Origin of the sequence: Pedobacter mendelii (assembly GCF_014635725.1) — a bacterium.
Taxonomy (GTDB): domain Bacteria; phylum Bacteroidota; class Bacteroidia; order Sphingobacteriales; family Sphingobacteriaceae; genus Pedobacter; species Pedobacter mendelii.
Genome location: NZ_BMDJ01000001.1, coordinates 705,414 through 726,258, shown reverse-complemented (window position 1 = coordinate 726,258; position 20,845 = coordinate 705,414). Strand labels below are relative to the sequence as shown.

The window sequence follows — 20,845 nt, the reverse complement described above, 5'->3', positions numbered from 1 at the left end:
TTTTCACGGGAATGACGACTTTTCGAAATATTATTCTGCTAACAAATCTTCAAAATTAATTCTGAGAGAGCCTAAAGATTATTAAATAGTAACTTCGATGGCAATCTAGCTTCAGCCCCGCGGACTAATGCACTAATTCTTCATCCTGTTTTGCTCAGATTCTGTACCTGTAGAACGACGACGGGCTGGTTTTATCTCGTTTTTACCGAAGCGATAAGTGAAACTTATTCGGCCAATCTGGCTTTCGTTTTTCTGGCGAACCTCGTATTTTAAACCAGGATAACCACTCGATAAATTATTTTTATAAGTGTTAAATATATCTGATAAAGCCAGCTTTAAACTTGCTTTTTTATTCATTAGCGATTTACTCAAACCAGCATCAATAGAATATCTTTCTTTTAGTTTTAAAGTGCCATAATCTAATGGTGATTCGTAACTGCCATTTAATTCTGCCGTGAAACCACTCACGATGGTAAAGCTTTGCTGAGACTTAAACTGAAATGATGTTTTGCCTGTTTTTAGTGCTTGTCCGGCTAAATCTGGTGCTTCGAAACTTAGGTAGAACACATTTAAATTATTATTCAACGACCACCATTTTGCAACCTTAACCGGGATATTCAAATTTGCATTATAGCTAATGTTTTTTGCCAGGTTAGCATTGGTTTGATATAATGCTTTTTGAGCTTCATTAGGCAGTAAAACCTCGGTAATTACATCGCTTGTACGGCTATAGCCAACAGATAGCATATACTTCTGCATAAAAGTATAACTCAATTCTAAATTATTTGTGTACTGTGGTTTCAAAAACGGATTTCCTTGATTGTAGGTATATTGGTCTAAATAATAAATAAAAGGATTTAAGGCATCATAACTAGGGCGGTCTATTCTACGGCTGTAAGAAAAACCTAGCTGATTGTTTTTGTTTAAAGTTTGCTGAACAAATAATGTTGGAAAGAAATCCCAGTAACTTCTTTCTACAATCGTATTTGTTGTAATTAAATTACCCTTAGAATTGGTTTGTTCTACCCTTAAACCAAGCTGGATACTTGTATTTTTAAACTGTTTATTCAGGTTTGTATAGGCTGCATTTACGTTTTCATCATATATAAATTGATTGCTTCTTCGAATATCATTTTGCCAAATGTTATTTATAAGTTCTTCTGCCTGCAAATCGTTATTGGTTTTTACCCAACTGCTTTTTACACCAGCCTCAAGCTTTACTGTTTTATTTAACGAAAAATTATAATCTACCTTAAAAGCTTTTATATCAATTTTAGATGGCGTATTATTCCTGGTATAATTAATCGGACGGATTCTATTCCCGTTGGCAAACATATAATCATTGGTGTAATCTGAGCCATCATTACCATCATACTTCGAATAATCAAAATCGGCAGAAATTTCAGAACCGGCAGTATCTAAAACTGATTTATAGTTAAGGTTATAGGATATGTTATTATACTTGTTGGTTTGCAAACTTGTAGAAGCCAATGTAGAATCTACTTTTTGAAACGATGGACCAATAAAAGTATTGTTTGTGGCATATTCCGTTCCATTGTTAAAAAAACCGTTAATAAGTAAGCCTATCGTATTTTTCTTATCAATAAAATAGTCTACACCTGCTTTAAAGTTATTATTCTGTTGTTTTCTTCTGCTTATACCCGATTGCATGAAATAAGTATCAGGCGTTCCGTTTGATATACGATCAATTGAAATCGTATTTACACGCTCCGTTCTACCGTAATTATAATTGCCAAAAAAATTAAGTTTTTGAGTTCTGTGATTTAAGTTTAAACCAGCGTTTCCTCTAAAGTTTTTACCATAACCTGCTGTTGCATTTATACTTCCATTTGTGCCACCATTTTTACTTTTTTTGGTTTTGATGTTAATGATTCCTGAGTTCCCTGTTGCATCATATTTTGATGAAGGATTGGTTATTAATTCTATAGTTTCAATCTCAGAGCTTTGCATGTTTCTAAGTAAATTAGCTACATCTGCGCTGCTCATATAAGTTTGTTTGCCATCAAGTTGTATTAAAACGCCTTGCTTTCCCTGCATAGAAATATTATCATTCTGGTCCACTGAAACACCAGGTGCTTTTTGTAAAACTTCAAGTGCATTTGAGCCAGTCATGATGGAACTGCTAGAAACATTCATAACAACTTTATCCATTTTTCTTTCGATTAAAGGTTTAGTTATAGCGATGCTTACCTCCTTTAAGTTTTGAGATGTAGAAATCAATTGTGCAGAACCAAAATCTATTTTTTGGTTAACATCTGCAAGTGATTCGATCTTACTTTTTATTGTTTTGTAACCCATATTGCTGGCTTTATAGAAGTAATCGCCTTTAACAGATACCTTAAATCCGAAAATTCCATTTTGGTCTGTAAAGCCTGTTTTTACCACACTTGAATCAGCAGCTTTCATAAGCACAACGGTTACATAATCGGCTGGTTTTTTATTTTCATCGATGATAATTCCTGTAATATTTGGTTTTGGTGATGTTTGTGCAAACATGCTCAATGAAGAGAAAACGGCAGTAATAATTAGTAATATTTTATAAAAATTTTTCATTGGTTAAGGTGTTATTGTTTAAAAAATTTATGCAAAACGATTCCAATAACGCACATTCGTGCATTTCAATCAATATTGCATTATTATTTAAAGCTTAGTTTTCGGCAACGAACGGTTCCCGATTTTTAGTTATTGGTAAGACGACCGTTTTCTAAAAAGGTTACAGGATTTTTTTGAAATCTGAATGAGACATAAAAAAACCACAGACCTTCAGATAGTTAAAATCTGAAAAAAATCTGTGGCTGCTATTATTTTTGCTGAGATTTCTATTTCATTCCGAGTACATCAACCCCTTGTTCAAAAACTAAATCAACAGGAATATTTTTTCTGGTTAATCTATCTAAATCTGATTGTAATTCTGCTGGAATAATCGCCATTGCTTTTTGAGCTTTTTCAACAGCAGCTTTATCACCATTGCCTTGCAAGGTAATAATGAAAGCACTTAAATCATTCATTGCCATTGCGAATTTGTCGAAGTTAACTTTATAAGTTCCTTTTGCTGTACGTTCAAAGGCCCCTTTTTCTTTAAAATAATTGAAGCATTGCATATTGGCTTTTCCATGTGCTTCTGATACACCAAAACGTACCGAGCGTAAAATGCCAGCCATAAATGTGGTATAATAATCTTTTATATCACCTTGTAATTCGCCTTTTTTAAGCAAACCTGTAACCATGTATAAGCCTAAAACATCTGCTTTGCCTTCTTCCAGCCAACTGTATTGTTCTTTCAGAGCAACACGAACAAAGCCTTTTCCAGTAACTGTTTTTTTGATGCCTAAACCGTGAGCGACTTCATGAAACATTACATTGGCAAAAAAGGCGTCAAATTTAATGTGTTTTTGTTGTTCTGCATCAATCAGTTCTTTTGAAATTGGAATTAAAATTTTATCAAATTTAGCCTGCATTGCATTTTTCAACTGCGAACGGCGAGTGCCTTTTTCTTGCTGTATTTTTTCATCGTTTGGTAAGTTTACAGCAATAGTTTTCGAACCAGCGTTACAATCTCCAGCATAGTAAACAACGTCGTAGGCATTTAATTCAGAATCTGTTCCTGGTTTTTCTGTTTTATATTTTGCAGGCACGGGTAAGTTTTTCTGCAATTCAGGAAGCAGTTTAACATACTTAGCCAGTCGCTTGCTCCACTCTTTATCTTTAATTAATACGTAAGCCTCGTAACTAGTACGAGCATTAAACAGTTTGTCTTCGTAGTTTTCTATTGGTCCGATGATAAGATCCAAGCCATTGTTTTTCATATCCAACCAGGCATAATCACTAGCGGTAAAATTGTCGGTCACTAAAGCATCGGCTCTCAGATTTAAGTATTTTTTTAACCCTTCGTCTTCAGCAATTAAAGCCGCTTGTTTTAGTAATGATGAGGCTTTTTGTAACTCTGAAGCAAATAAAACATGATACGGAACTACACTTAGCTTCCCTAAACTATCTTTCCGTATTATCGAATAAGCACCGAATTTATCTGCCAAAGTAGATTTCTCTATTTCTTCCTTGGTTATCCCGTAAGGATAAAATGATGCACCTTCTGGTTTTGCACCAACACCTGCAACAAAAGGTTTATCGTTATTCAATCTGTCCCACGGGCCATAATTAATATTTACAAAATCTCTGGTTTTTTCATCTTTAATTGATGCCAGTAAACTATCTCTTTGTGGGTAAGCTTGTTTCCAATAAAGCTCATCCATAATTTCTGCTGCTTGAATTAATAAAGGCAATATTTTACGATCGTTTACACTTAACTGATTTAGATTTGTTGTTAACTTTACCCGTTCGTAGATTGGTAAACGTGCAGCAACATATCCTATTAAACTATCTTTTTGAACAACATTAGTTGTTTTTCCATCGGATGGTTTTGTTGTATTTGTGCAAGCTGAGAGTAGCCCTGCGGATATTGCGAGTGTGTAGAAAAGTATATTTGCTTTGTATAATTTCTTCATTTTTTAGGTATATCGGCACTAAATTAGTAAATTTTGAAGGCTTTGTATAAAGTTTGATGCAAAGGATGAACTTTAACATAACTTTGTACCTTCATTGCATTAAATAAACACAATATGTCATTAATAAAAACTGTAAAACCAAAAGCTGTATTCTTAGCATTCGCACTTTTTATTTCTGCTTGTACCTCAAATAAATATGCAGTTACAGAAAAGATTTATAAAGAAAAGGCTAAAGGTTTTTCAAAAATTATATTGGCTACACCTCCAGAAGGGCAATTGTACGATTCGATAAATGCTGCAAACCAGCAGTGGATTGGATCAGTAAATTTTGGCATTCGTAAACCAAATTTTGTAATAATTCATCATACAGCGCAGGATAGCTTAGCACAAACCATAAAAACTTTTCATTCAACCAAAGCAGCAACCAGTGCACATTATGTTATTAGTCGTGATGGTAAAGTTGTGCACATGGTTAACGATTATTTACGTGCTAACCATGCCGGAATAGGTAAGTGGGGAAAAGATACCGATTTGAATTCTTCTTCAATTGGAATTGAACTAGATAATAACGGAACAACAGATATATGGCCTGAAGCACAAATAATTAGCTTAGTTAAGTTGTTAGCAACTTTAAAGAAAACCTATAATATTCCTACTGCAAACTTTATTGGGCATGCCGATATTGCTCCAAAACGTAAGCCTGATCCAAATCATTTTCCTTGGAAGAAACTTGCATTAAAAGGTTTTGGATATTGGTATGATGATGTTTTAAAAAATCCGCCTATTGATTTCGACACAACTAATGCATTAAGGCTTATTGGATATGATACTAGTGATTTGGGGGCAGCAATAACCGCTTTTAAACGTCATTTCATACAAAGCGATATTACACCGAAGCTTACACCTGTTGATATTTTGGTGCTGTATAATGTTTATACGAAGTATTAATCTTTAAGCATAACCTAATGTTTTATGTCCCGCAGAGTAGCGTGGCACATAATCTGCGTGAGATTTAATATAAAATTATGTTTCCTGTAACACTAATTTCGAGTATAAAAAAACACGGATAAAATTAATTTATCCGTGTTTGTAAAAGAACTATAAATTATTTAGTTCGGTTTCTTGAAAGTATCTTTTAATGTTACTGTTCTGTTGAAAACCAATTTTTCAGGAGTAGAATCTCTATCTAAACAATAATATCCCTTTCTAATAAACTGATAGCGGCCATCTAAATCAGCATCAGCCAAAGCAGGCTCAATATAAGCGTTAGGCAATACGGTTAAGCTTTCAGGATTTAAATAATCTTTAAAGTCTCCTTCTTCGGCATCCGGCGTTTCTGATGTAAATAAACGGTCGTACAAACGAATTTCTGCAGTTTTAGCATGTTGTGCACTTACCCAATGAATGGTTCCTTTTACGTTAATACCGCTGGTATCGTTACCACTTTTCGATTCTGGAATGTAAGTACAATGAATTTCGGTTACGTTACCATTTTCGTCTTTTACAAAATTTTCGCACTTAACAATGTAAGCGAATTTTAAACGAACCATTGCCCCGGGTGCTAACCGGAACCATTTCTTCGCCGGAACTTCCATAAAATCTTCACGTTCTATCCAAAGTTCATTGCTGAAAGGTATAATGCGTGTGCCACCACCGTCTTCTGCTTCAGGATTATTTTCGCCAATTAAGTCTTCTGTTCCTTTTTCGTAATTGGTAATAATTAATTTAATCGGGTCTAAAACTGCCATTACGCGTTTTGCAGTTTTATTTAAATCTTCCCGGATACAAAACTCTAATAAACTTAATTCTATTAAATTTTCGCGTTTAGCAATACCAATTCGTTCACAAAATTCGCGTACACTTTTTGGCGTAAAACCTCTTCGGCGTAAACCCGAAATTGTGGGCATACGTGGGTCATCCCATCCGCTAACTAAATTTTCATTAACCAATTGAAGCAACTTCCGTTTACTCATAACCGTGCTAGTTAAGTTTAAACGGGCGAATTCGTATTGTTTAGAAGGAAAAATTTCTAGTTTCTCTATAAACCAATCGTACAATTCACGGTGCGATACGTATTCTAAAGTACAAATTGAGTGAGTGATGTTCTCTATACTGTCACTTTGTCCGTGGGCAAAATCATACATTGGGTAAATGCACCATTTATTACCTGTACGGTGATGTTCTGCATGCTTGATGCGATAAATAATCGGATCTCGCATTAACATATTTGTGCTGGCCATATCGATTTTAGCCCTCAAAATATAATCACCATCAGCAAATTCACCATTTTTCATTTTAGTGAAAATCTCTAAATTCTCTTCAATGCTACGATTTCGATACGGACTATCCAGACCAGGTTCTGTTGGTGTACCTTTCAAAGCAGCAATTTCATCAGCGGAACTTTCATCAACGTAAGCCAAACCTTTTTCAATTAGTTTGATGGCGAATAAATATAGTTCATCAAAATAATCTGATGCATACAATTCATTTTTCCAGTTAAAACCTAGCCATTTAATATCTTCTTGCTGGCTGTTTACATATTCTGTTTTTTCTGTTACCGGGTTGGTATCATCAAAACGCAGGTTAGTATAACCACCGTATCTTTGTGTTAGTCCGAAGTTTAAGCATATCGCTTTAGCATGGCCAATGTGTAGGTAACCATTAGGTTCAGGCGGGAAACGCGTAACCAAAGTTTCATACTTGCCACTATTCAAGTCGTTCTCAACAATTTCTTCGATAAAGTTTAATGACTTCTCTTCACTCATAAAAACCTGTAAATTAGGATTGCAAAGGTAAAAAGATTGAGCGTAATTATGTAATGATTATTGGTTAATTGGCCGTCAGTTTCTTGTTTTTCTTTTCCGGCTTGCTGGGCAACGAAAAACGTTACAAAAATCTATACATTTACATCAACTTAATATTCTTTATGAGCAAAACATTAAATCGGCCAATACGTGTTTTAGTGGCTAAAGTTGGATTGGATGGGCATGATAGAGGTGCGAAAGTAATTGCAACCTCATTGCGTAATGCAGGTATGGAAGTTATTTATACAGGACTTCGCCAAACCCCCGAAATGGTGGTTAATACAGCCTTGCAAGAAGATGTTGATGCCATTGGAATCTCTATCCTTTCTGGAGCGCACATGACTGTTTTTCCGAAAATTATTCGTTTTATGAAAGAAAAGCAGATGGACGATGTATTGTTAACCGGAGGTGGAATTATTCCTGAGGCAGACCGCGTTAAACTTGCTGAATTAGGTGTTGGAGAGTTATTTCCTCCAGGAACAACAATGGCAAGCATTACAGAATACATTAAGAAATGGGTTATTGAAAACAGAAATTTTTAAGTGATGGAATATCAAAATTTAATATCAGAGGTAAAAGAAAATATACTTTACATTACCATAAATCGTGAAAAAGCATTAAATGCTTTAAATAAAGATACACTTAGCGAATTAGCGGATGTAATTGCTTTCGCAGGTAAAAGTATTGAAGTGAGAGGCGTAATTATAACAGGTGCAGGTGAAAAAGCTTTTATTGCAGGTGCAGATATTAAAGAGTTTTCTGATTATAGCGGAAAACAGGGCGAAGAACTTGCCAGCTTAGGTCATGATAAAGTTTTTAATGCAATAGAAAATTCCCCGAAACCTTTCATTGCGGCTATAAATGGTTTTGCCTTAGGCGGAGGACTGGAATTGGCCATGGCTTGCCATATGCGCATCGCTTCTGATAATGCCAAATTGGGCTTACCAGAGGTTACGCTTGGCTTAATTCCAGGTTATGGCGGAACACAGCGATTAACACAGTTGGTTGGTAAAGGAAAAGCAATAGAGATGATTACAATGGCCAGCATGATAAACGCTATTGAGGCAGAAAAAATTGGATTAGTAAACTATGTTGTTCCGCAGACAGACTTAATTAGCAGAGCTGAAGAAATATTAAATACGATTAAACTTCGTGCGCCTTTAGCTGTTGCCGCAGCGATAAAGGCCGTTATTGCATCAATAAATGAAGTTGATGGTTATACAACTGAAATAGAAGAATTTGGTAAGTGCTTTGAAACGGAAGATTTTAAAGAAGGTGTTGCAGCATTCGTTGAAAAAAGAAAATCAGTGTTTGTAGGAAGGTAATCTTTTTGTCTAATTAATTCGAGAGATAATTTATAATAGTGTAGAAAAAATTTCCCATTTCAGTTTTTTTTGCTTACTTATGTTTAAATCAATTCTTATTAAATGAAAAAGAAGATACTCATAATAGATGATGAAGTAAATATTGGACTTTTATTATCAAAGTTTTTAACGAGAAATGGTTTCGATATTGAAAATGCCATAACAGGAAATTCTGCGATGGAAATTATGGCTAAAAATACATTTGATTTAGTTCTTTGTGATTACAGATTAGATGATACGGACGGCAAAGAAATACTGATAAAAATTAAAGATAATTACCCAAAAACAGGAGTAATCATTATTACAGGTTATTCTGATATAAAATTAGCTGTCCAGTTAATTAAGCTTGGCGCTTACGATTATATTACAAAACCATTGTATCCGGATGAAATTTTAAATACAATTAATAAAGCTTTAGAAACTCAAAGGGCACTTAATGAAAATATAAGTTCAGCTAATAAAATTAATTCACAGTCAGAGTCCGAATATATTAATCATACTGATTATGTAGAGGGGATAAGCGATGTTTCTTCGACTTTATTGAAGCAGATACAATTGATCGCACCAACATCGTACAGCATTATTTTAACAGGAAAAAGTGGAACAGGAAAAGAGTACGTGGCTAAAACGATTCATTTAAACAGCTTAAGAAAAGATAAACCTTTTATTGCTATGGATTGTGGCTCTTTAACTAAAGAACTTGCTGGGAGCGAATTTTTCGGACATGAAAAAGGATCTTTTACTGGTGCTTTATATACAAAGATTGGTCATTTTGAGCAGGCTAACGGAGGAACATTGTTTTTAGATGAAATAGGAAATCTATCGTATGAAATTCAGGCAACACTACTAAGAACTGTTCAGGAGCGTAAATTAAAACGTATTGGAAGTATAAAGGAAATTGATTTAGATGTTCGTATTATCGTTGCAACAAATGAAAATTTAGTTGAAAATATCGGAAAAGGAACCTTCAGAGAGGATTTATACCATCGATTTAATGAATTTTCAATTCACATCCCATCACTAAAAAAACGCGGAGCTGATATTTTGGTTTTTGCAGATAAATTTTTGGCGACTGCAAATGAAGAATTAAATAAAAACATAAAAGGCTTCTCTAATGAGGTTAAAAATTGCTTTTTACATTACACTTGGCCCGGTAATGTTCGGGAATTAAAAAATGTAATCAGACGTGTTGCCTTATTATCTGATGGTAATGAAATTCAGGTAGATGTTTTGCCTCTCGAACTTGCAAATTATGCAAAAGATTACGATAAAGAAAAAATACTCGATCAGGTTAAAAGTAAATTTGTCGATAAGCCAAAGAATTTAAAAAGTGCTGCACAAGAAGCAGAGTACGACACAATTTTAAGTGTGTTAAAAGAAGTTAATTTTAATAAAACAAAAGCTGCAAAAATACTCAAAATCGATCGTAAAACCCTTTACAATAAATTTAAAGGAATAAAAATAGAAGGTTCAGAATAAAAAACAAAACAATATACTCTTTTTTGCTATTAAGTTAATACCAAGCAATCATATATGTCGGTATTCTCTTATAAGCAACGCAACAACATAAATCTTGTTATTATAATAGCGCTTGGGCTATTAATTGCATATTCATTACAAGGAATTTTCAGCGCCATTTTAAGCACGCTCGTTTTATATACTATTATGCGCCCAGGCTATATTTATTTGGCCGAAATAAAAGAATGGAATAAAAGGCTTACTGCAATATTGATGATTGTGATTTGTATTGTTTTAATTGTACTACCCTTTTATGCTTTAAGTAGCATGGTTATCAGTAAAATATCTGAGCTTAGAAATAATGAAATCTTTTTTAAAAACCTTTTAGTAAAACTACAACATCTTGTTCCTGTTAAAATAAATGAAAGTTTAATTCAGGATGGGATAAATAGAATCGGCAATTGGGCAACACAGCTTTTTCCTTCACTTATTTCGAGTGCCGTAAATATTATACTTAGCTTATTGGTAATGTTCTTTTTACTATACTTTATGCTAATCGAAAGAAAAAAATTTGAACTTTCATTGATAAAGTATGCGCCTTTCAGAGAACAAAATGCCTTGCGTTTTGGAAACGAAATGCGTAATACAACCTATGCGAATGTTTTGGGGCAGGGATTAATCTGTCTGGTTCAAGGTTCATTATTAAGTTTATCTTTCTTCGTTTTAGGCTACGAAGATCCTGTTTTTTGGGGAGTAATTACTACATTTATATCATTTGTGCCTGTTTTAGGGCCACCTTTAGTATTTGTGCCGGCAGCAATTTTACAAATTGCAAATGGAAATAATTTTGCAGGCTGGGCAATGTTAATTTTTGGATTTGTAGTTATAATTAATATCGATAATGTTCTTAGATTTATAATAGCAAAAAAAGTTGGCAACATCCATCCTATAATTACGGTAATTGGCGTAATTATTGGTATTCCATTATTCGGAATACTTGGCTTGGTTTTTGGCCCGCTGCTGTTATCTTATTTTATATTGCTTGTTAAAATTTACGAAACCAGTACGCTGGCATCAGAAAGATTGGAAAGAATTAAAACAAATAATGAGCATAATGAGTTATAAACATAACTTAATAATAATATAGCACAGTTATATTGTAAATGTTAAACCCTTAAAATACATTGTTATGAATGATAACTCAAAAGTTGTAGTTGCCCTTTTAGCGGGACTAGCTGCTGGAGCCGCTTTAGGAATTTTATTTGCACCAGAAAAAGGTGATGAAACTCGTGATAAATTAAGTCAATCGCTGAAAGATTTAGGCGATTCGATAAGAGATAAAGCTGCAGATGAAATTAATAATTTATCTAGCTTAAAAGAAAAAGTGGTAAGCTCAATTAAAACAAAATTGAGAAGTGTTGAAGAAGAATATAGCGACGACGTAGAACACGCATAAAATAATATAACCGGGTGTATAAGCCCGGTTAAACCTCATCTGAATTATGCAGGAAAATAAAGATAAAAGCATAGAAGATCTTGTTGATGATGCCAAAGGTTTCTTAGAAGCCAGGGCTGAATACACAAGGCTCTACCTTGTAGAAAAAGCCTCAAAAATATTTGCCGATTTAGTAACCAGTACTGCCGTTATAGTATGCTTTATACTTGCATTTTTATTTGGTTCAGTAACGCTTGCCCTTTATCTATCTGATGTTTTGGGTAGTTATGCAGGTGGATTTGGATGCGTCTCTCTAATCTATATTCTATTGGCAGTAATTGTTTATTTAACTAAAGATAAATATATTGAAAAGGCGATTATAAATGTTGCCATTAGAAAATATTTTGATAAGCTAGCAGATAAGGAGGAAGACGATGAGAAATTATAAAAACATCAGGACTTTGGAAGATTTGCAGGCCAAAAAACTTGAGTTGAAAGTTGAATACACGCTTAAACAAAGTATATTTAAAGTGGATACTAAAAATTTTATCCATCAATTTTCTTTAGGGTCTTTAATTAAAAAGTTTGCCACTCCAAGTAACCTATTTAAGGTAGATGATAAACTGAATTTAAGTGGAACGGCAATGTCTTTATTGTTGCCTATATTTATGAACAAAACCCTATTTAGAGGAGCAGGATTTTTAACTAAGGCAGCTGTCGGTCTGGTTTCTGGAAAAGTTGGAAAATCTTTGGATGCTGAACACATATCTGCAATATTCAATTCTGTGAAAGGTTTTTTCAGTAAGAAAAAAGAGAAAAAAGATAAGAAATTCATCGATTACGGAATTCCACCAGATAGTGAAACGTATTAGTTCATTGGTAAGCAAAATGCCAAAATGAATCATAAGAAAGCCTCAGGATTTAAAAAAATTCTGAGGCTTTCTTTATTTAATGCTGTTGTCATATACGCTTAGCCTTGTGAATCATGTCATATACTCCATGAACAATAAACCAATGGCCAGTGAACTTAATGACCTACAAATCAGTTTTAATTTTTAATTCTTTTAATTGTTTGTCATCAATGGTACTCGGACTATCAATCATCACATCTCTTCCCGAATTGTTTTTAGGGAAAGCTATAACATCCCTAATTGAATCTAAGCCTGCGAAAATTGAAGTTAAACGATCGAACCCAAATGCAATACCTCCATGAGGTGGTGCGCCAAACTCAAACGCATCCATTAAGAAACCAAATTGCTTTTGAGCCTCCTCAGCAGTGAAACCTAAATGTTTAAACATTAATGCTTGTAAAGCTCTATCATGAATACGAATCGAACCGCCACCAATTTCTGTTCCATTTATAACCATGTCATAAGCATTAGCACGAACATTTTTAGGATCAGTATCTAGCAGAGCAATATCTTCGGGTTTTGGAGATGTAAATGGATGGTGCATTGCGTGGTATCGTTCAGTTTCTTCGTCCCATTCTAAAAGTGGGAAATCCAATACCCAAAGTGCCGAGAATGTATTTTTATCGCGTAAACCTAAACGGTTACCCATTTCTAAACGAAGCTCGTTCAATTGCTTACGAACTTTATCCATAGAACCAGCAAGAATTAAGATTAAATCCCCTTTTTCTGATGCAAAAGCCTCGCTCCATTTTTTCAAATCTTCTTCATTAAAGAACTTATCTACTGAAGATTTAATTGTTCCATCATCATTGTGGCGAGCATAAATTAAGCCGGTTGCACCAATTTGAGGCCGTTTTATAAAATCTGTTAACTCATCTAATTGCTTACGGGTGTAGTTTGCAGCACCTTTAGCATTAATGCCTACAACCAATTCTGCATTATCAAAAACTGGGAAACCCTTTCCTTTTACCAAGTCGTTTAGCTCTACAAATTGCATTTCGAAACGAGTATCAGGTTTATCCGATCCGTATAAACGCATCGCATCCACGTATTGCATTCGAGGAACTTCGGGCAAATCGTAGTTGCGAACTTCTTTAAATAACGTGCGAATTAAACCTTCGAAAGTGTTTAAAATATCTTCTTGTTCAATGAAAGACATTTCACAGTCAATCTGGGTAAATTCAGGTTGGCGATCAGCTCTTAAATCTTCATCTCTAAAACATTTAACAATCTGGAAATACCTATCGAAGCCGGAAACCATAAGCAATTGCTTAAAAGTTTGGGGCGATTGCGGCAAAGCATAAAATTCGCCGGCATTCATTCGGCTTGGTACCACGAAATCTCTTGCACCTTCTGGTGTAGATTTAATTAAAACAGGTGTTTCTACTTCGATAAAATCTAAAGCATCTAAATAACGGCGAACCGATTGCGCCATTTTATGGCGTAAAACCAGGTTATTGCGAACCGGATTACGACGTAAATCCAGGTAGCGATATTTCATACGCAACTCGTCACCTCCATCGGTTTCATCATCAATCATGAAAGGAGGTAGTTTTGCAGCATTTAAAATCTCTAAAGCAGAAACTTTTATCTCTACATCACCGGTTGACATTTTAGGGTTTTTATTACTACGTTCTACAACAATACCAGTTGTTTTTATTACGAACTCACGACCTAATGTACGTGCAGCTTCGCAGAGCGCATGATTATCGTCCATGTTAAAAACCAGTTGAGTAATACCATAACGATCGCGAATATCAATAAAAGTCATACCGCCTAAATCTCTTGATTTTTGTACCCAACCACACAGGGTTACACTGTTGCCCAAATTATCAAGGCTTAATGCACCGCAAGTTACTGTTCTTAACATATTTGTAATTCTAAATTAAGCGGCAAAAATACCGATTTTGTTTTAAAATTACTTATATGCATAGCGGTTTTTAAAACGATCTTATAAAACCACAAAAGTATGCATTTTGAAAACTTTTACTTACTTTTGATTGATGAAAATTTTGGTAAAGAAGACCGTATTGTATTATGCAAAAACTTACCAATTAGGATCATCCTCGCTTACAACTTGGTTTAACGAATTTTCTAAACAGGAATTTAATAACTTCAATCAATTAAAAAGTGTGTATAAGAATGCAAGTATTATTGCTAATAACCGTGTTGTTTTTAATATTAAAGGAAATGATTTTCGATTAGTTGTATCAATTAATTTTTTACAGCAAGCATGTTATGTTATTTGGTTTGGTACGCACCAAGAATATGATAAAATTGATGTTGAAACTGTACCATTCGATGTTAATATCTTAAATAAGAAAATATAATGAACTGGAAAGTATTAAAAACAGAAACGGACTATGCCAAGGCGTCAATGAGGCTAATGGAAATATTCCATGCAGAACCAAATACTATTGAAAGTGATGAGTTGGATTTATTAATAGTATTAGTAAAGGATTATGATGATAAGCACCATCATTTACCAGAATTAGATGCTCTTGAAGTGATTAAACTGAAGATGCTAGAAATGGGTATTAAAGCAAAAGATTTAGAACCAATTATTGGCAGCAAAGGTCATGTATCGGCAATTTTATCAGGAAAAAGAGATATAACTTTAAAAATGGCTCAAAAGCTTAAAAATTATTTTAAAATTCCAGCCGAAGTTTTTCTTCACTCTGCATAACATAAATTTAATATTTCTCTTCTAAAACCACCTCTACTTTAATTACTTTCCATTCGCCATTTATTATTTTCCATTGGAAAATCTCCTCTGTTTGGATGGTTTGTTTATCCGTTAAGAATATCATTTTTGGTTTGATTATTACAGATTTGCGAGCAATCTTTTCTGTAAATATTTCGTGCTCAAAAGAAGATTTAATTCTGTATTGACTGGTTTGAATCGATTTAACCTTCTTAAAAGTTTTCTCTAATTCATCAATATATTCTGCTTTGCTTAATATTTTCCCATCAGCCTGAATGTATTCTAAATCTTTATCAAAAATCTTTTCAAATACTTTTGAATCTTTCGATTCTAAAGCTGCGTTGGCTCGTTTATGAATGTCATTAATTAAGTCGGTTTCCATGCTATGAAGTTAATTCTTTGTTTCAGCGTTTTCAAATTTATGATGAATAGAGCAATTTTTTCTATAATAACTATTTCCATAGAACAAAGTTTTGCTCACAAATACAACTACTTATCACTAACAAACCGATTGTGTAAACAAACTGGTTAATACTTATTTAAATTTTTTTCTACCTTGATGCAACGTTTTAAAATCCCCTATGTCTTATAATCAGAATCATCAAAATTTTGGAAGCCATTTACGTTGATAAAAATCTGGAACTTGTAAAAGAATGCATGCGTGGCAGCAGGGCAGCACAGTTTGAGTTGTACAAATTGTATTCGAAAGCCATGTATAATGTGGCATTGCGCATTTTAAATTATGAAGAAGAGGCTGAAGATGTTTTGCAGGAATCCTTTTTAGATGCATTTACCAGGATTGTTGATTTCAGGCAGGAAACTACTTTCGGACTTTGGTTAAAGCAGATTGTGATAAATAAATCTATTAACTATCTCCGCAAGCGCAAATTTGAGTTTGTTAGTACCGATGAAGTTTCTGAAGTTCCAGATGAAGTTAGTGCAGATGAATATGAGATGCAATTACAGGCTGATGATATTAGAAAAGCCATTACCAAGCTGCCCGATGGTTACAGAGTGGTTTTGAGTTTATATCTTTTAGAAGGTTATGACCATGAAGAGATTGCACATATTTTAAAAATAAGTGAAAACACAAGCCGCACACAATATATGCGGGCAAAAAAGAAATTAAAAAGTATTTTAGAATTGAAAGGGATGAGAGATGAATAATAGATTAGAAACCTTTGTTAAGGAAAATCGAAAGGATTTTGATTTTTTTGAACCATCGGCAGGCCTTTGGGCAAAAATTGAAAAAGGGCTGGATAGCAAAAAGGAAAAAAAGCCAATAAAGCTGTACTTATGGATGAGTGCAGCAGCAGCCATAGTAGTAGTTTTCGGTTTAGTTTGGCTTTACGCAGGAAGATCAAGAAATCGCGATTTAGAAATCGCTGATGTTAATGCTGCAGCGGCAAAAAAAGAAATTCAGTTTGCTAGCTTAATTACGGAAAAAAGAGATAGCCTAGCAATTTTTGCATCGGCAAATCCAGATTTGTATAAAAAATTTACCAATGATTTAAAGAAACTGGACGAAGATTACGAAAGATTAAAAGCTGAATTGCCAACTACACCAAACCAACTTTTTGTGGTTAAGGCAATGGTTAAAAATCGTGAAATTCAGTTAAACTTATTAAAACAACAGTTATTAATTATAAACCAGGTTGACGATTATAAAAGAGTTAATCAGATATAAATAAGGGTAAAAGCTTGAAAAACAAAGCATACCCAAAATTAGCTAAATGGTCTTAATCTAAATACTTGATATTTATCAATATTACCAGCATGCGCTCACCACATTATATTGCTTAGAATTGGTCGGCAGGTTTTAAGTAGTTAAAATGTTTAAAAATTAACAACACATGAAAACGATGAAATTATTTTTAGCCATTATGGCTTTGATAGCCGTAAAGAGTTATGCGCAGGAAATACCTGCTACAATTAGCTCAACAGAAAATTATGCAATTAACATTCAAACAAATACCAAAGTTAATGCATCTCTAAATCCTAATATTACCATTGTAAGTTCCACTCAATATGGTGGTGATGCAGAACGGTCAAAATCGTTTAGTAAAACTTTTAGCGTGGATAACGGAGATAAAATTAGCTTAAACAACCAATATGGTGCTATATTAATTAAAACCTGGGATAGAAAAGAAGTTAAAGTAGATGTGGAAATTAAAGCTTTCAGTAATTCGGATAAGGACGTTCAAAAATTGATTGATGAGGTTAGTATCGATGCATCTAAATCAGGTGACCAGGTTTCTGTAAGAACAAATATGAGCGATAGAGAGGGCAATTTTGGCAGAAAACTTAAAAATGGGGTTACTACCTGGAGAAGAGAAATTAAAGTAAATTATGTTGTTTACATGCCTGCAGTAAATGCGCTAAGTGCTCAGCAAGAATATGGAAGTATAGAAATCGGTAATTTCGCTGGGCCTACATCATTTAAGGTTCAATATGGAAATTTAATTGCCGGAAGTTTAAGTAACAGTAATAATTATCTCTATGTAGAATATGGTAAAATGACTATTCAGGATTTAAATTCAGCAGTTGTTAAACATGAATACGGAGGAGGTGTTAGTATAGGCTCGGTTGGTACGATTGAAATAAATGCAGAATATGTTCCGGTAAATATTAACACAATTCGTAAATCTGCTGATATTAAAGTTCAATATGGTTCTGGTTTAACAGTTGGCTCAATAGCAGGTAATTTACTGTTAAACAGTGAATATGCAAAAGTAAACATCAATAGCATTAAGGGCAATACGGTAATTAAACAAGGATATGGTAGCCTTACAATTGCAAGTGTAGGCAAGCTTTCGCTTAGAACAGAATATACAAATGTTACACTTGGAACATTAAATGGCGATGCCATGATTGATATGGATTACAACCAGCTAACCGTTAGCGAAATTACCCCAGCCTGTAAAAACTTTGGCTTAACTGGAGAATATGCAAGTGTTGGTTTAGGTTTTAGTGCTAACTATAATGCTAACTTTAATCTTTCTACAACTTATGCGGGTTTTAAATATGGTTCAAATGTATCAGCGAAACTAATAAGCGATGAGGATGAAAATAAAAGATATGCAGGTAAAATCGGAAGCGGAGGCACTGCTAACGTTGCAATTAAAACGGAATACGGCGCAATAACTTTTAAATAACGATTAAATGCCAAATAGATTTAAGTCTTGTCATTCTTTGGCAGGACTTTTATTTATATTTAACCTGTGATGAAAAACTATTTATTTCTCTTTTTACTGGTTACATCGGTTCTATCAAAAGCTCAAACTTCGCCTGTAAAATGGGCCAACCAAGAAACTTTTTTTGAAGATTTAGTAGGTAAAACATTGTCTGATTTTCGAGGCCAAAAATTAAACGGAAAATCTTTTTCAAAACAAGATTTGAACAATCAGATTGTGTTAATTAACTTTTGGTTTGAAGAATGCCCGCCTTGTGTTAAAGAAATTCCCGAGTTGAATAAATTGGTTGATAAATATGAAAATCAAGGAATCAGATTTATTGCAATAACTTATGATTTACCTAATCGAGCTAAGAAATTTAAAAAAAAAGTTGGTTATAAATATGAAGTGATTTGTTTAACACATGATGAAATTAGAAAGTTAAATATTAATCATGGATTTCCCTCGAATGTATTAATCGGCAAAAACGGGAAAATAATTCAAGCTGTTGGTTCTATATCCTTTACTAATGAAATCCCCTCAGTAAAAGAAAGAACATTGGTTTTTGAAGAAAAACTCAAAACAGAGATTTTAAAATCTGCCATGTAATTATTCCAACTAAAACACTAATAATCTAGTCAATAAATTCAAACGTCTTTTTTATATCTTCGCTCTATCAGATAAATTAACTTATGGATTTTTTAAGCACACCCGAAGCCTGGATTTCACTATTAACATTAACCGTTTTAGAAATTGTTCTGGGTATAGATAATATCGTTTTTATTTCAATTCTTTCTGGAAAACTCCCTAAAAATCAACAAAAGAAAGCAAGGCAGCTAGGTTTGGGATTAGCCATGATAACCAGAGTATTATTATTACTTTCTCTAAGCTGGATAATGACACTTACATCTCCGCTTTTTAACATTGGTAGTTGGATAGGAATTAATAGTGGCGATTGGTTCGAAAAGCTTGCAATTTCTGGGCGCGATTTAATTTTAATAAGTGGTGGTTTATTTTTAATTTATAAAAGTACACATGAAATACACGATAAATTAGAAGGAGAGGAAGATGAAAGTGGGAAAACCAAAGTTCATTCCTTCTGGACTACCATTATCCAAATTCTTATACTTGATGTAGTATTTTCTTTAGATTCTGTTATTACAGCAATTGGTATGGCAGAGCATATCGAAATTATGATTGCTGCGGTTATTATAGCCGTAATAATCATGATGTTTTCATCCGGTGCTATCAGTGCATTTGTTAATAATCACCCAACCGTTAAAATGCTTGCACTTTCCTTTTTATTGTTAATAGGTGTTTCATTGCTAGCCGAAGGTTTAGACCAGCATATACCTAAGGGTTATGTTTATTTTGCAATGGCTTTCTCTGTATTGGTAGAAATGCTTAATCTTAAAATGAAAAAGAATAGCAAGAAACCTATTAAATTGAGAAATAATATCAAAAACTAATTATAAAATATACTCTTCATTAATGGGTTTTATAGGTTCCGGAATATCTTTTTCACCAAGCATTTGCAATAGGTTAATTTCTATGGTTCGAGTAATCTGATTTAAAGGAACGCCTGCAGAATTATTTTCGAAAGGATTAACCAGACTCATTCCATTTATTTGTGTTGATACAAATACAAAACCAATTAGCCAGCCAAGAAAAATTGAAGCAATTCCTGCAGATTGACTTATTACAAGCGTAAATGTCACAACGAAAAGCCATATAAAAACCTTTGTTAAATAGGTATAGGTTGTAGGGAAAATAGTGTTTTTTATGCGTTCGCTCATACCCATTGAGTCAGAGAATCGCGTTAGCATTTCATTTATTTCTATAAATCTAAAACCATCAATATCGCCAGATTTCGAAAGTTTTTGCAAATCTCTAGATTGAATATTTAAGATTGCATTATGCGCATTGTTATGAAGCTCAATTTCTTTTAAATCTTCTTCTGTAAGATATTTAATGTAAATTTCATCAACAGCTCCACGTAAGTTTGCCTTTAAAGCATATAAAAATGCAATATGCCTGTAAATCATTTTCTTCACCGTAATATTGTCATTATCAACATAGTTTATTAACGCTCTGGTAAAAGATCTAGAGTCATTAACCAAAGCACCCCAAATTTTCCTTGCTTCCCACCATCTATCGTAAGCTTGATTATTATTGAAACCAATAAAAAATGCAATCGCAGTACCTAATACGGTTGGAATAATTGATGGGATTTCGAAATGATGAGCAATTAAATATTCACGAACCAAGTAAGCAGCGGTGCAGGATGCAATCATAATTAAATCAACATGCCATGTATTTCTTAAAATTCTTGATAATCTAATGTTCTGTATTAAAAGCATAAATTTGGTTTTTCGTAAACTACAAAACTAAAGGTAAAATGTTTTATTTGTAACAATTTAAATCGTCTAAAGGGGGTTTATCGTTTTGCAGCTTAAATGTTTATCTTAGAAAA

21 protein-coding genes are annotated in these 20,845 nt (G+C 33.6%); 15 read left to right on the top strand and 6 right to left on the bottom strand.

From position 1 onward, the window contains the following. Positions 1-132: 132 nt before the first annotated feature. Positions 133-2,574: a TonB-dependent receptor gene (locus IEV50_RS03300; protein WP_188411807.1), complete on the bottom strand. Its 2,442-nt coding sequence runs from the start codon at positions 2,572-2,574 to the stop codon at positions 133-135. A gap of 266 nt (positions 2,575-2,840) precedes the next feature. Beyond that, positions 2,841-4,523: a DUF8614 domain-containing protein gene (locus IEV50_RS03295; RefSeq protein WP_188411806.1), complete on the bottom strand. Its 1,683-nt coding sequence runs from the start codon at positions 4,521-4,523 to the stop codon at positions 2,841-2,843. 114 nt (positions 4,524-4,637) lie between these two features. Between IEV50_RS03295 and IEV50_RS03290 the strand changes: the two genes are divergently transcribed. Continuing rightward, positions 4,638-5,471, top strand: coding sequence for an N-acetylmuramoyl-L-alanine amidase (locus IEV50_RS03290; protein WP_188411805.1), 834 nt, complete (start codon positions 4,638-4,640; stop codon positions 5,469-5,471). 161 nt (positions 5,472-5,632) lie between these two features. Here the strand turns inward: IEV50_RS03290 and IEV50_RS03285 are convergent, their stop codons facing one another. Beyond that, positions 5,633-7,288 (bottom strand): glutamine--tRNA ligase/YqeY domain fusion protein, encoded by a 1,656-nt coding sequence (locus IEV50_RS03285; protein WP_188411804.1) that lies wholly within the window; start codon positions 7,286-7,288, stop codon positions 5,633-5,635. A 161-nt stretch (positions 7,289-7,449) separates the two neighbouring features. On the opposite strand from IEV50_RS03285, the gene IEV50_RS03280 reads away from it, so the two are divergent. The 7 genes from IEV50_RS03280 (at position 7,450) to IEV50_RS03250 (ending at position 12,456) form a co-directional block, all read left to right on the top strand. After that, on the top strand, positions 7,450-7,869 hold the full coding sequence (locus IEV50_RS03280) for a cobalamin B12-binding domain-containing protein (protein ID WP_188411803.1): 420 nt from the start codon (positions 7,450-7,452) through the stop codon (positions 7,867-7,869). A 3-nt stretch (positions 7,870-7,872) separates the two neighbouring features. Beyond that, positions 7,873-8,652: an enoyl-CoA hydratase/isomerase family protein gene (locus IEV50_RS03275; RefSeq protein ID WP_188411802.1), complete on the top strand. Its 780-nt coding sequence runs from the start codon at positions 7,873-7,875 to the stop codon at positions 8,650-8,652. Between the two features lie 102 nt (positions 8,653-8,754). Then, positions 8,755-10,170 (top strand): sigma-54-dependent transcriptional regulator, encoded by a 1,416-nt coding sequence (locus tag IEV50_RS03270; protein ID WP_188411801.1) that lies wholly within the window; start codon positions 8,755-8,757, stop codon positions 10,168-10,170. A gap of 54 nt (positions 10,171-10,224) precedes the next feature. Continuing rightward, the gene (locus IEV50_RS03265) at positions 10,225-11,274 is read left to right on the top strand and encodes an AI-2E family transporter (protein ID WP_188411800.1); all 1,050 of its coding nucleotides are present in this window, start codon (positions 10,225-10,227) and stop codon (positions 11,272-11,274) included. Between the two features lie 64 nt (positions 11,275-11,338). Beyond that, on the top strand, positions 11,339-11,605 hold the full coding sequence (locus IEV50_RS03260; protein ID WP_188411799.1) for a YtxH domain-containing protein: 267 nt from the start codon (positions 11,339-11,341) through the stop codon (positions 11,603-11,605). 46 nt (positions 11,606-11,651) lie between these two features. Next, a complete protein-coding gene (locus IEV50_RS03255; protein ID WP_188411798.1) occupies positions 11,652-12,032 on the top strand; it encodes a phage holin family protein in 381 nt (126 codons plus the stop codon). A gap of 13 nt (positions 12,033-12,045) precedes the next feature. Further along, positions 12,046-12,456 carry a hypothetical protein gene (locus IEV50_RS03250; protein ID WP_229746603.1) on the top strand — a complete coding sequence of 137 codons (411 nt, stop codon included), beginning with the start codon at positions 12,046-12,048 and terminating at the stop codon, positions 12,454-12,456. Positions 12,457-12,619: 163 nt separating this feature from the next. Here the strand turns inward: IEV50_RS03250 and aspS are convergent, their stop codons facing one another. After that, entirely contained in the window at positions 12,620-14,365 is a 1,746-nt protein-coding gene (gene aspS / locus IEV50_RS03245; protein ID WP_188411796.1) for an aspartate--tRNA ligase, read from the bottom strand. Between the two features lie 133 nt (positions 14,366-14,498). Here aspS and IEV50_RS03240 point away from each other — a divergent pair, with 133 nt between their 5' ends. Beyond that, positions 14,499-14,825, top strand: a complete 327-nt coding sequence (locus IEV50_RS03240) for a type II toxin-antitoxin system HigB family toxin (RefSeq protein ID WP_188411795.1) — start codon at positions 14,499-14,501, stop codon at positions 14,823-14,825. Further along, complete coding sequence (locus IEV50_RS03235; RefSeq protein WP_123207667.1) at positions 14,825-15,181, top strand: helix-turn-helix domain-containing protein; 357 nt, start codon at positions 14,825-14,827, stop codon at positions 15,179-15,181. Before IEV50_RS03240 ends, IEV50_RS03235 begins: the two co-directional genes overlap by 1 nt. A gap of 7 nt (positions 15,182-15,188) precedes the next feature. Here the strand turns inward: IEV50_RS03235 and IEV50_RS03230 are convergent, their stop codons facing one another. Next, positions 15,189-15,581, bottom strand: a complete 393-nt coding sequence (locus IEV50_RS03230) for a nuclear transport factor 2 family protein (RefSeq protein WP_188411794.1) — start codon at positions 15,579-15,581, stop codon at positions 15,189-15,191. Positions 15,582-15,808: 227 nt separating this feature from the next. On the opposite strand from IEV50_RS03230, the gene IEV50_RS03225 reads away from it, so the two are divergent. The 5 genes from IEV50_RS03225 (at position 15,809) to IEV50_RS03205 (ending at position 19,841) form a co-directional block, all read left to right on the top strand. Then, on the top strand, positions 15,809-16,366 hold the full coding sequence (locus IEV50_RS03225; RefSeq protein WP_229746602.1) for an RNA polymerase sigma factor: 558 nt from the start codon (positions 15,809-15,811) through the stop codon (positions 16,364-16,366). Continuing rightward, positions 16,359-16,886: a hypothetical protein gene (locus tag IEV50_RS03220; RefSeq protein WP_229746601.1), complete on the top strand. Its 528-nt coding sequence runs from the start codon at positions 16,359-16,361 to the stop codon at positions 16,884-16,886. Before IEV50_RS03225 ends, IEV50_RS03220 begins: the two co-directional genes overlap by 8 nt. Before the next feature lie 166 nt (positions 16,887-17,052). Then, a complete protein-coding gene (locus IEV50_RS03215) occupies positions 17,053-18,354 on the top strand; it encodes a hypothetical protein (protein WP_229746600.1) in 1,302 nt (433 codons plus the stop codon). Positions 18,355-18,423: 69 nt separating this feature from the next. After that, a complete protein-coding gene (locus IEV50_RS03210; RefSeq protein ID WP_188411793.1) occupies positions 18,424-18,981 on the top strand; it encodes a TlpA family protein disulfide reductase in 558 nt (185 codons plus the stop codon). 83 nt (positions 18,982-19,064) lie between these two features. Next, positions 19,065-19,841, top strand: a complete 777-nt coding sequence (locus IEV50_RS03205; protein WP_188411792.1) for a TerC family protein — start codon at positions 19,065-19,067, stop codon at positions 19,839-19,841. Here the strand turns inward: IEV50_RS03205 and IEV50_RS03200 are convergent, their stop codons facing one another. Then, complete coding sequence (locus IEV50_RS03200) at positions 19,842-20,732, bottom strand: bestrophin family protein (protein WP_188411791.1); 891 nt, start codon at positions 20,730-20,732, stop codon at positions 19,842-19,844. Positions 20,733-20,845 lie beyond the last annotated feature (113 nt).

Bases quoted from the DNA above. Each gene is read 5' to 3' on its own strand.
- IEV50_RS03300 (WP_188411807.1), bottom strand. From the start codon at position 2,574: ATGAAAAATTTTTATAAAATATTACTAATTATTACTGCCGTTTTCTCT.
- IEV50_RS03295 (WP_188411806.1), bottom strand. From the start codon at position 4,523: ATGAAGAAATTATACAAAGCAAATATACTTTTCTACACACTCGCAATA.
- IEV50_RS03290 (WP_188411805.1), top strand. From the start codon at position 4,638: ATGTCATTAATAAAAACTGTAAAACCAAAAGCTGTATTCTTAGCATTC.
- IEV50_RS03285 (WP_188411804.1), bottom strand. From the start codon at position 7,288: ATGAGTGAAGAGAAGTCATTAAACTTTATCGAAGAAATTGTTGAGAAC.
- IEV50_RS03280 (WP_188411803.1), top strand. From the start codon at position 7,450: ATGAGCAAAACATTAAATCGGCCAATACGTGTTTTAGTGGCTAAAGTT.
- IEV50_RS03275 (WP_188411802.1), top strand. From the start codon at position 7,873: ATGGAATATCAAAATTTAATATCAGAGGTAAAAGAAAATATACTTTAC.
- IEV50_RS03270 (WP_188411801.1), top strand. From the start codon at position 8,755: ATGAAAAAGAAGATACTCATAATAGATGATGAAGTAAATATTGGACTT.
- IEV50_RS03265 (WP_188411800.1), top strand. From the start codon at position 10,225: ATGTCGGTATTCTCTTATAAGCAACGCAACAACATAAATCTTGTTATT.
- IEV50_RS03260 (WP_188411799.1), top strand. From the start codon at position 11,339: ATGAATGATAACTCAAAAGTTGTAGTTGCCCTTTTAGCGGGACTAGCT.
- IEV50_RS03255 (WP_188411798.1), top strand. From the start codon at position 11,652: ATGCAGGAAAATAAAGATAAAAGCATAGAAGATCTTGTTGATGATGCC.
- aspS (WP_188411796.1), bottom strand. From the start codon at position 14,365: ATGTTAAGAACAGTAACTTGCGGTGCATTAAGCCTTGATAATTTGGGC.
- IEV50_RS03240 (WP_188411795.1), top strand. From the start codon at position 14,499: ATGAAAATTTTGGTAAAGAAGACCGTATTGTATTATGCAAAAACTTAC.
- IEV50_RS03235 (WP_123207667.1), top strand. From the start codon at position 14,825: ATGAACTGGAAAGTATTAAAAACAGAAACGGACTATGCCAAGGCGTCA.
- IEV50_RS03230 (WP_188411794.1), bottom strand. From the start codon at position 15,581: ATGGAAACCGACTTAATTAATGACATTCATAAACGAGCCAACGCAGCT.
- IEV50_RS03220 (WP_229746601.1), top strand. From the start codon at position 16,359: ATGAATAATAGATTAGAAACCTTTGTTAAGGAAAATCGAAAGGATTTT.
- IEV50_RS03215 (WP_229746600.1), top strand. From the start codon at position 17,053: ATGAAAACGATGAAATTATTTTTAGCCATTATGGCTTTGATAGCCGTA.
- IEV50_RS03210 (WP_188411793.1), top strand. From the start codon at position 18,424: ATGAAAAACTATTTATTTCTCTTTTTACTGGTTACATCGGTTCTATCA.
- IEV50_RS03205 (WP_188411792.1), top strand. From the start codon at position 19,065: ATGGATTTTTTAAGCACACCCGAAGCCTGGATTTCACTATTAACATTA.
- IEV50_RS03200 (WP_188411791.1), bottom strand. From the start codon at position 20,732: ATGCTTTTAATACAGAACATTAGATTATCAAGAATTTTAAGAAATACA.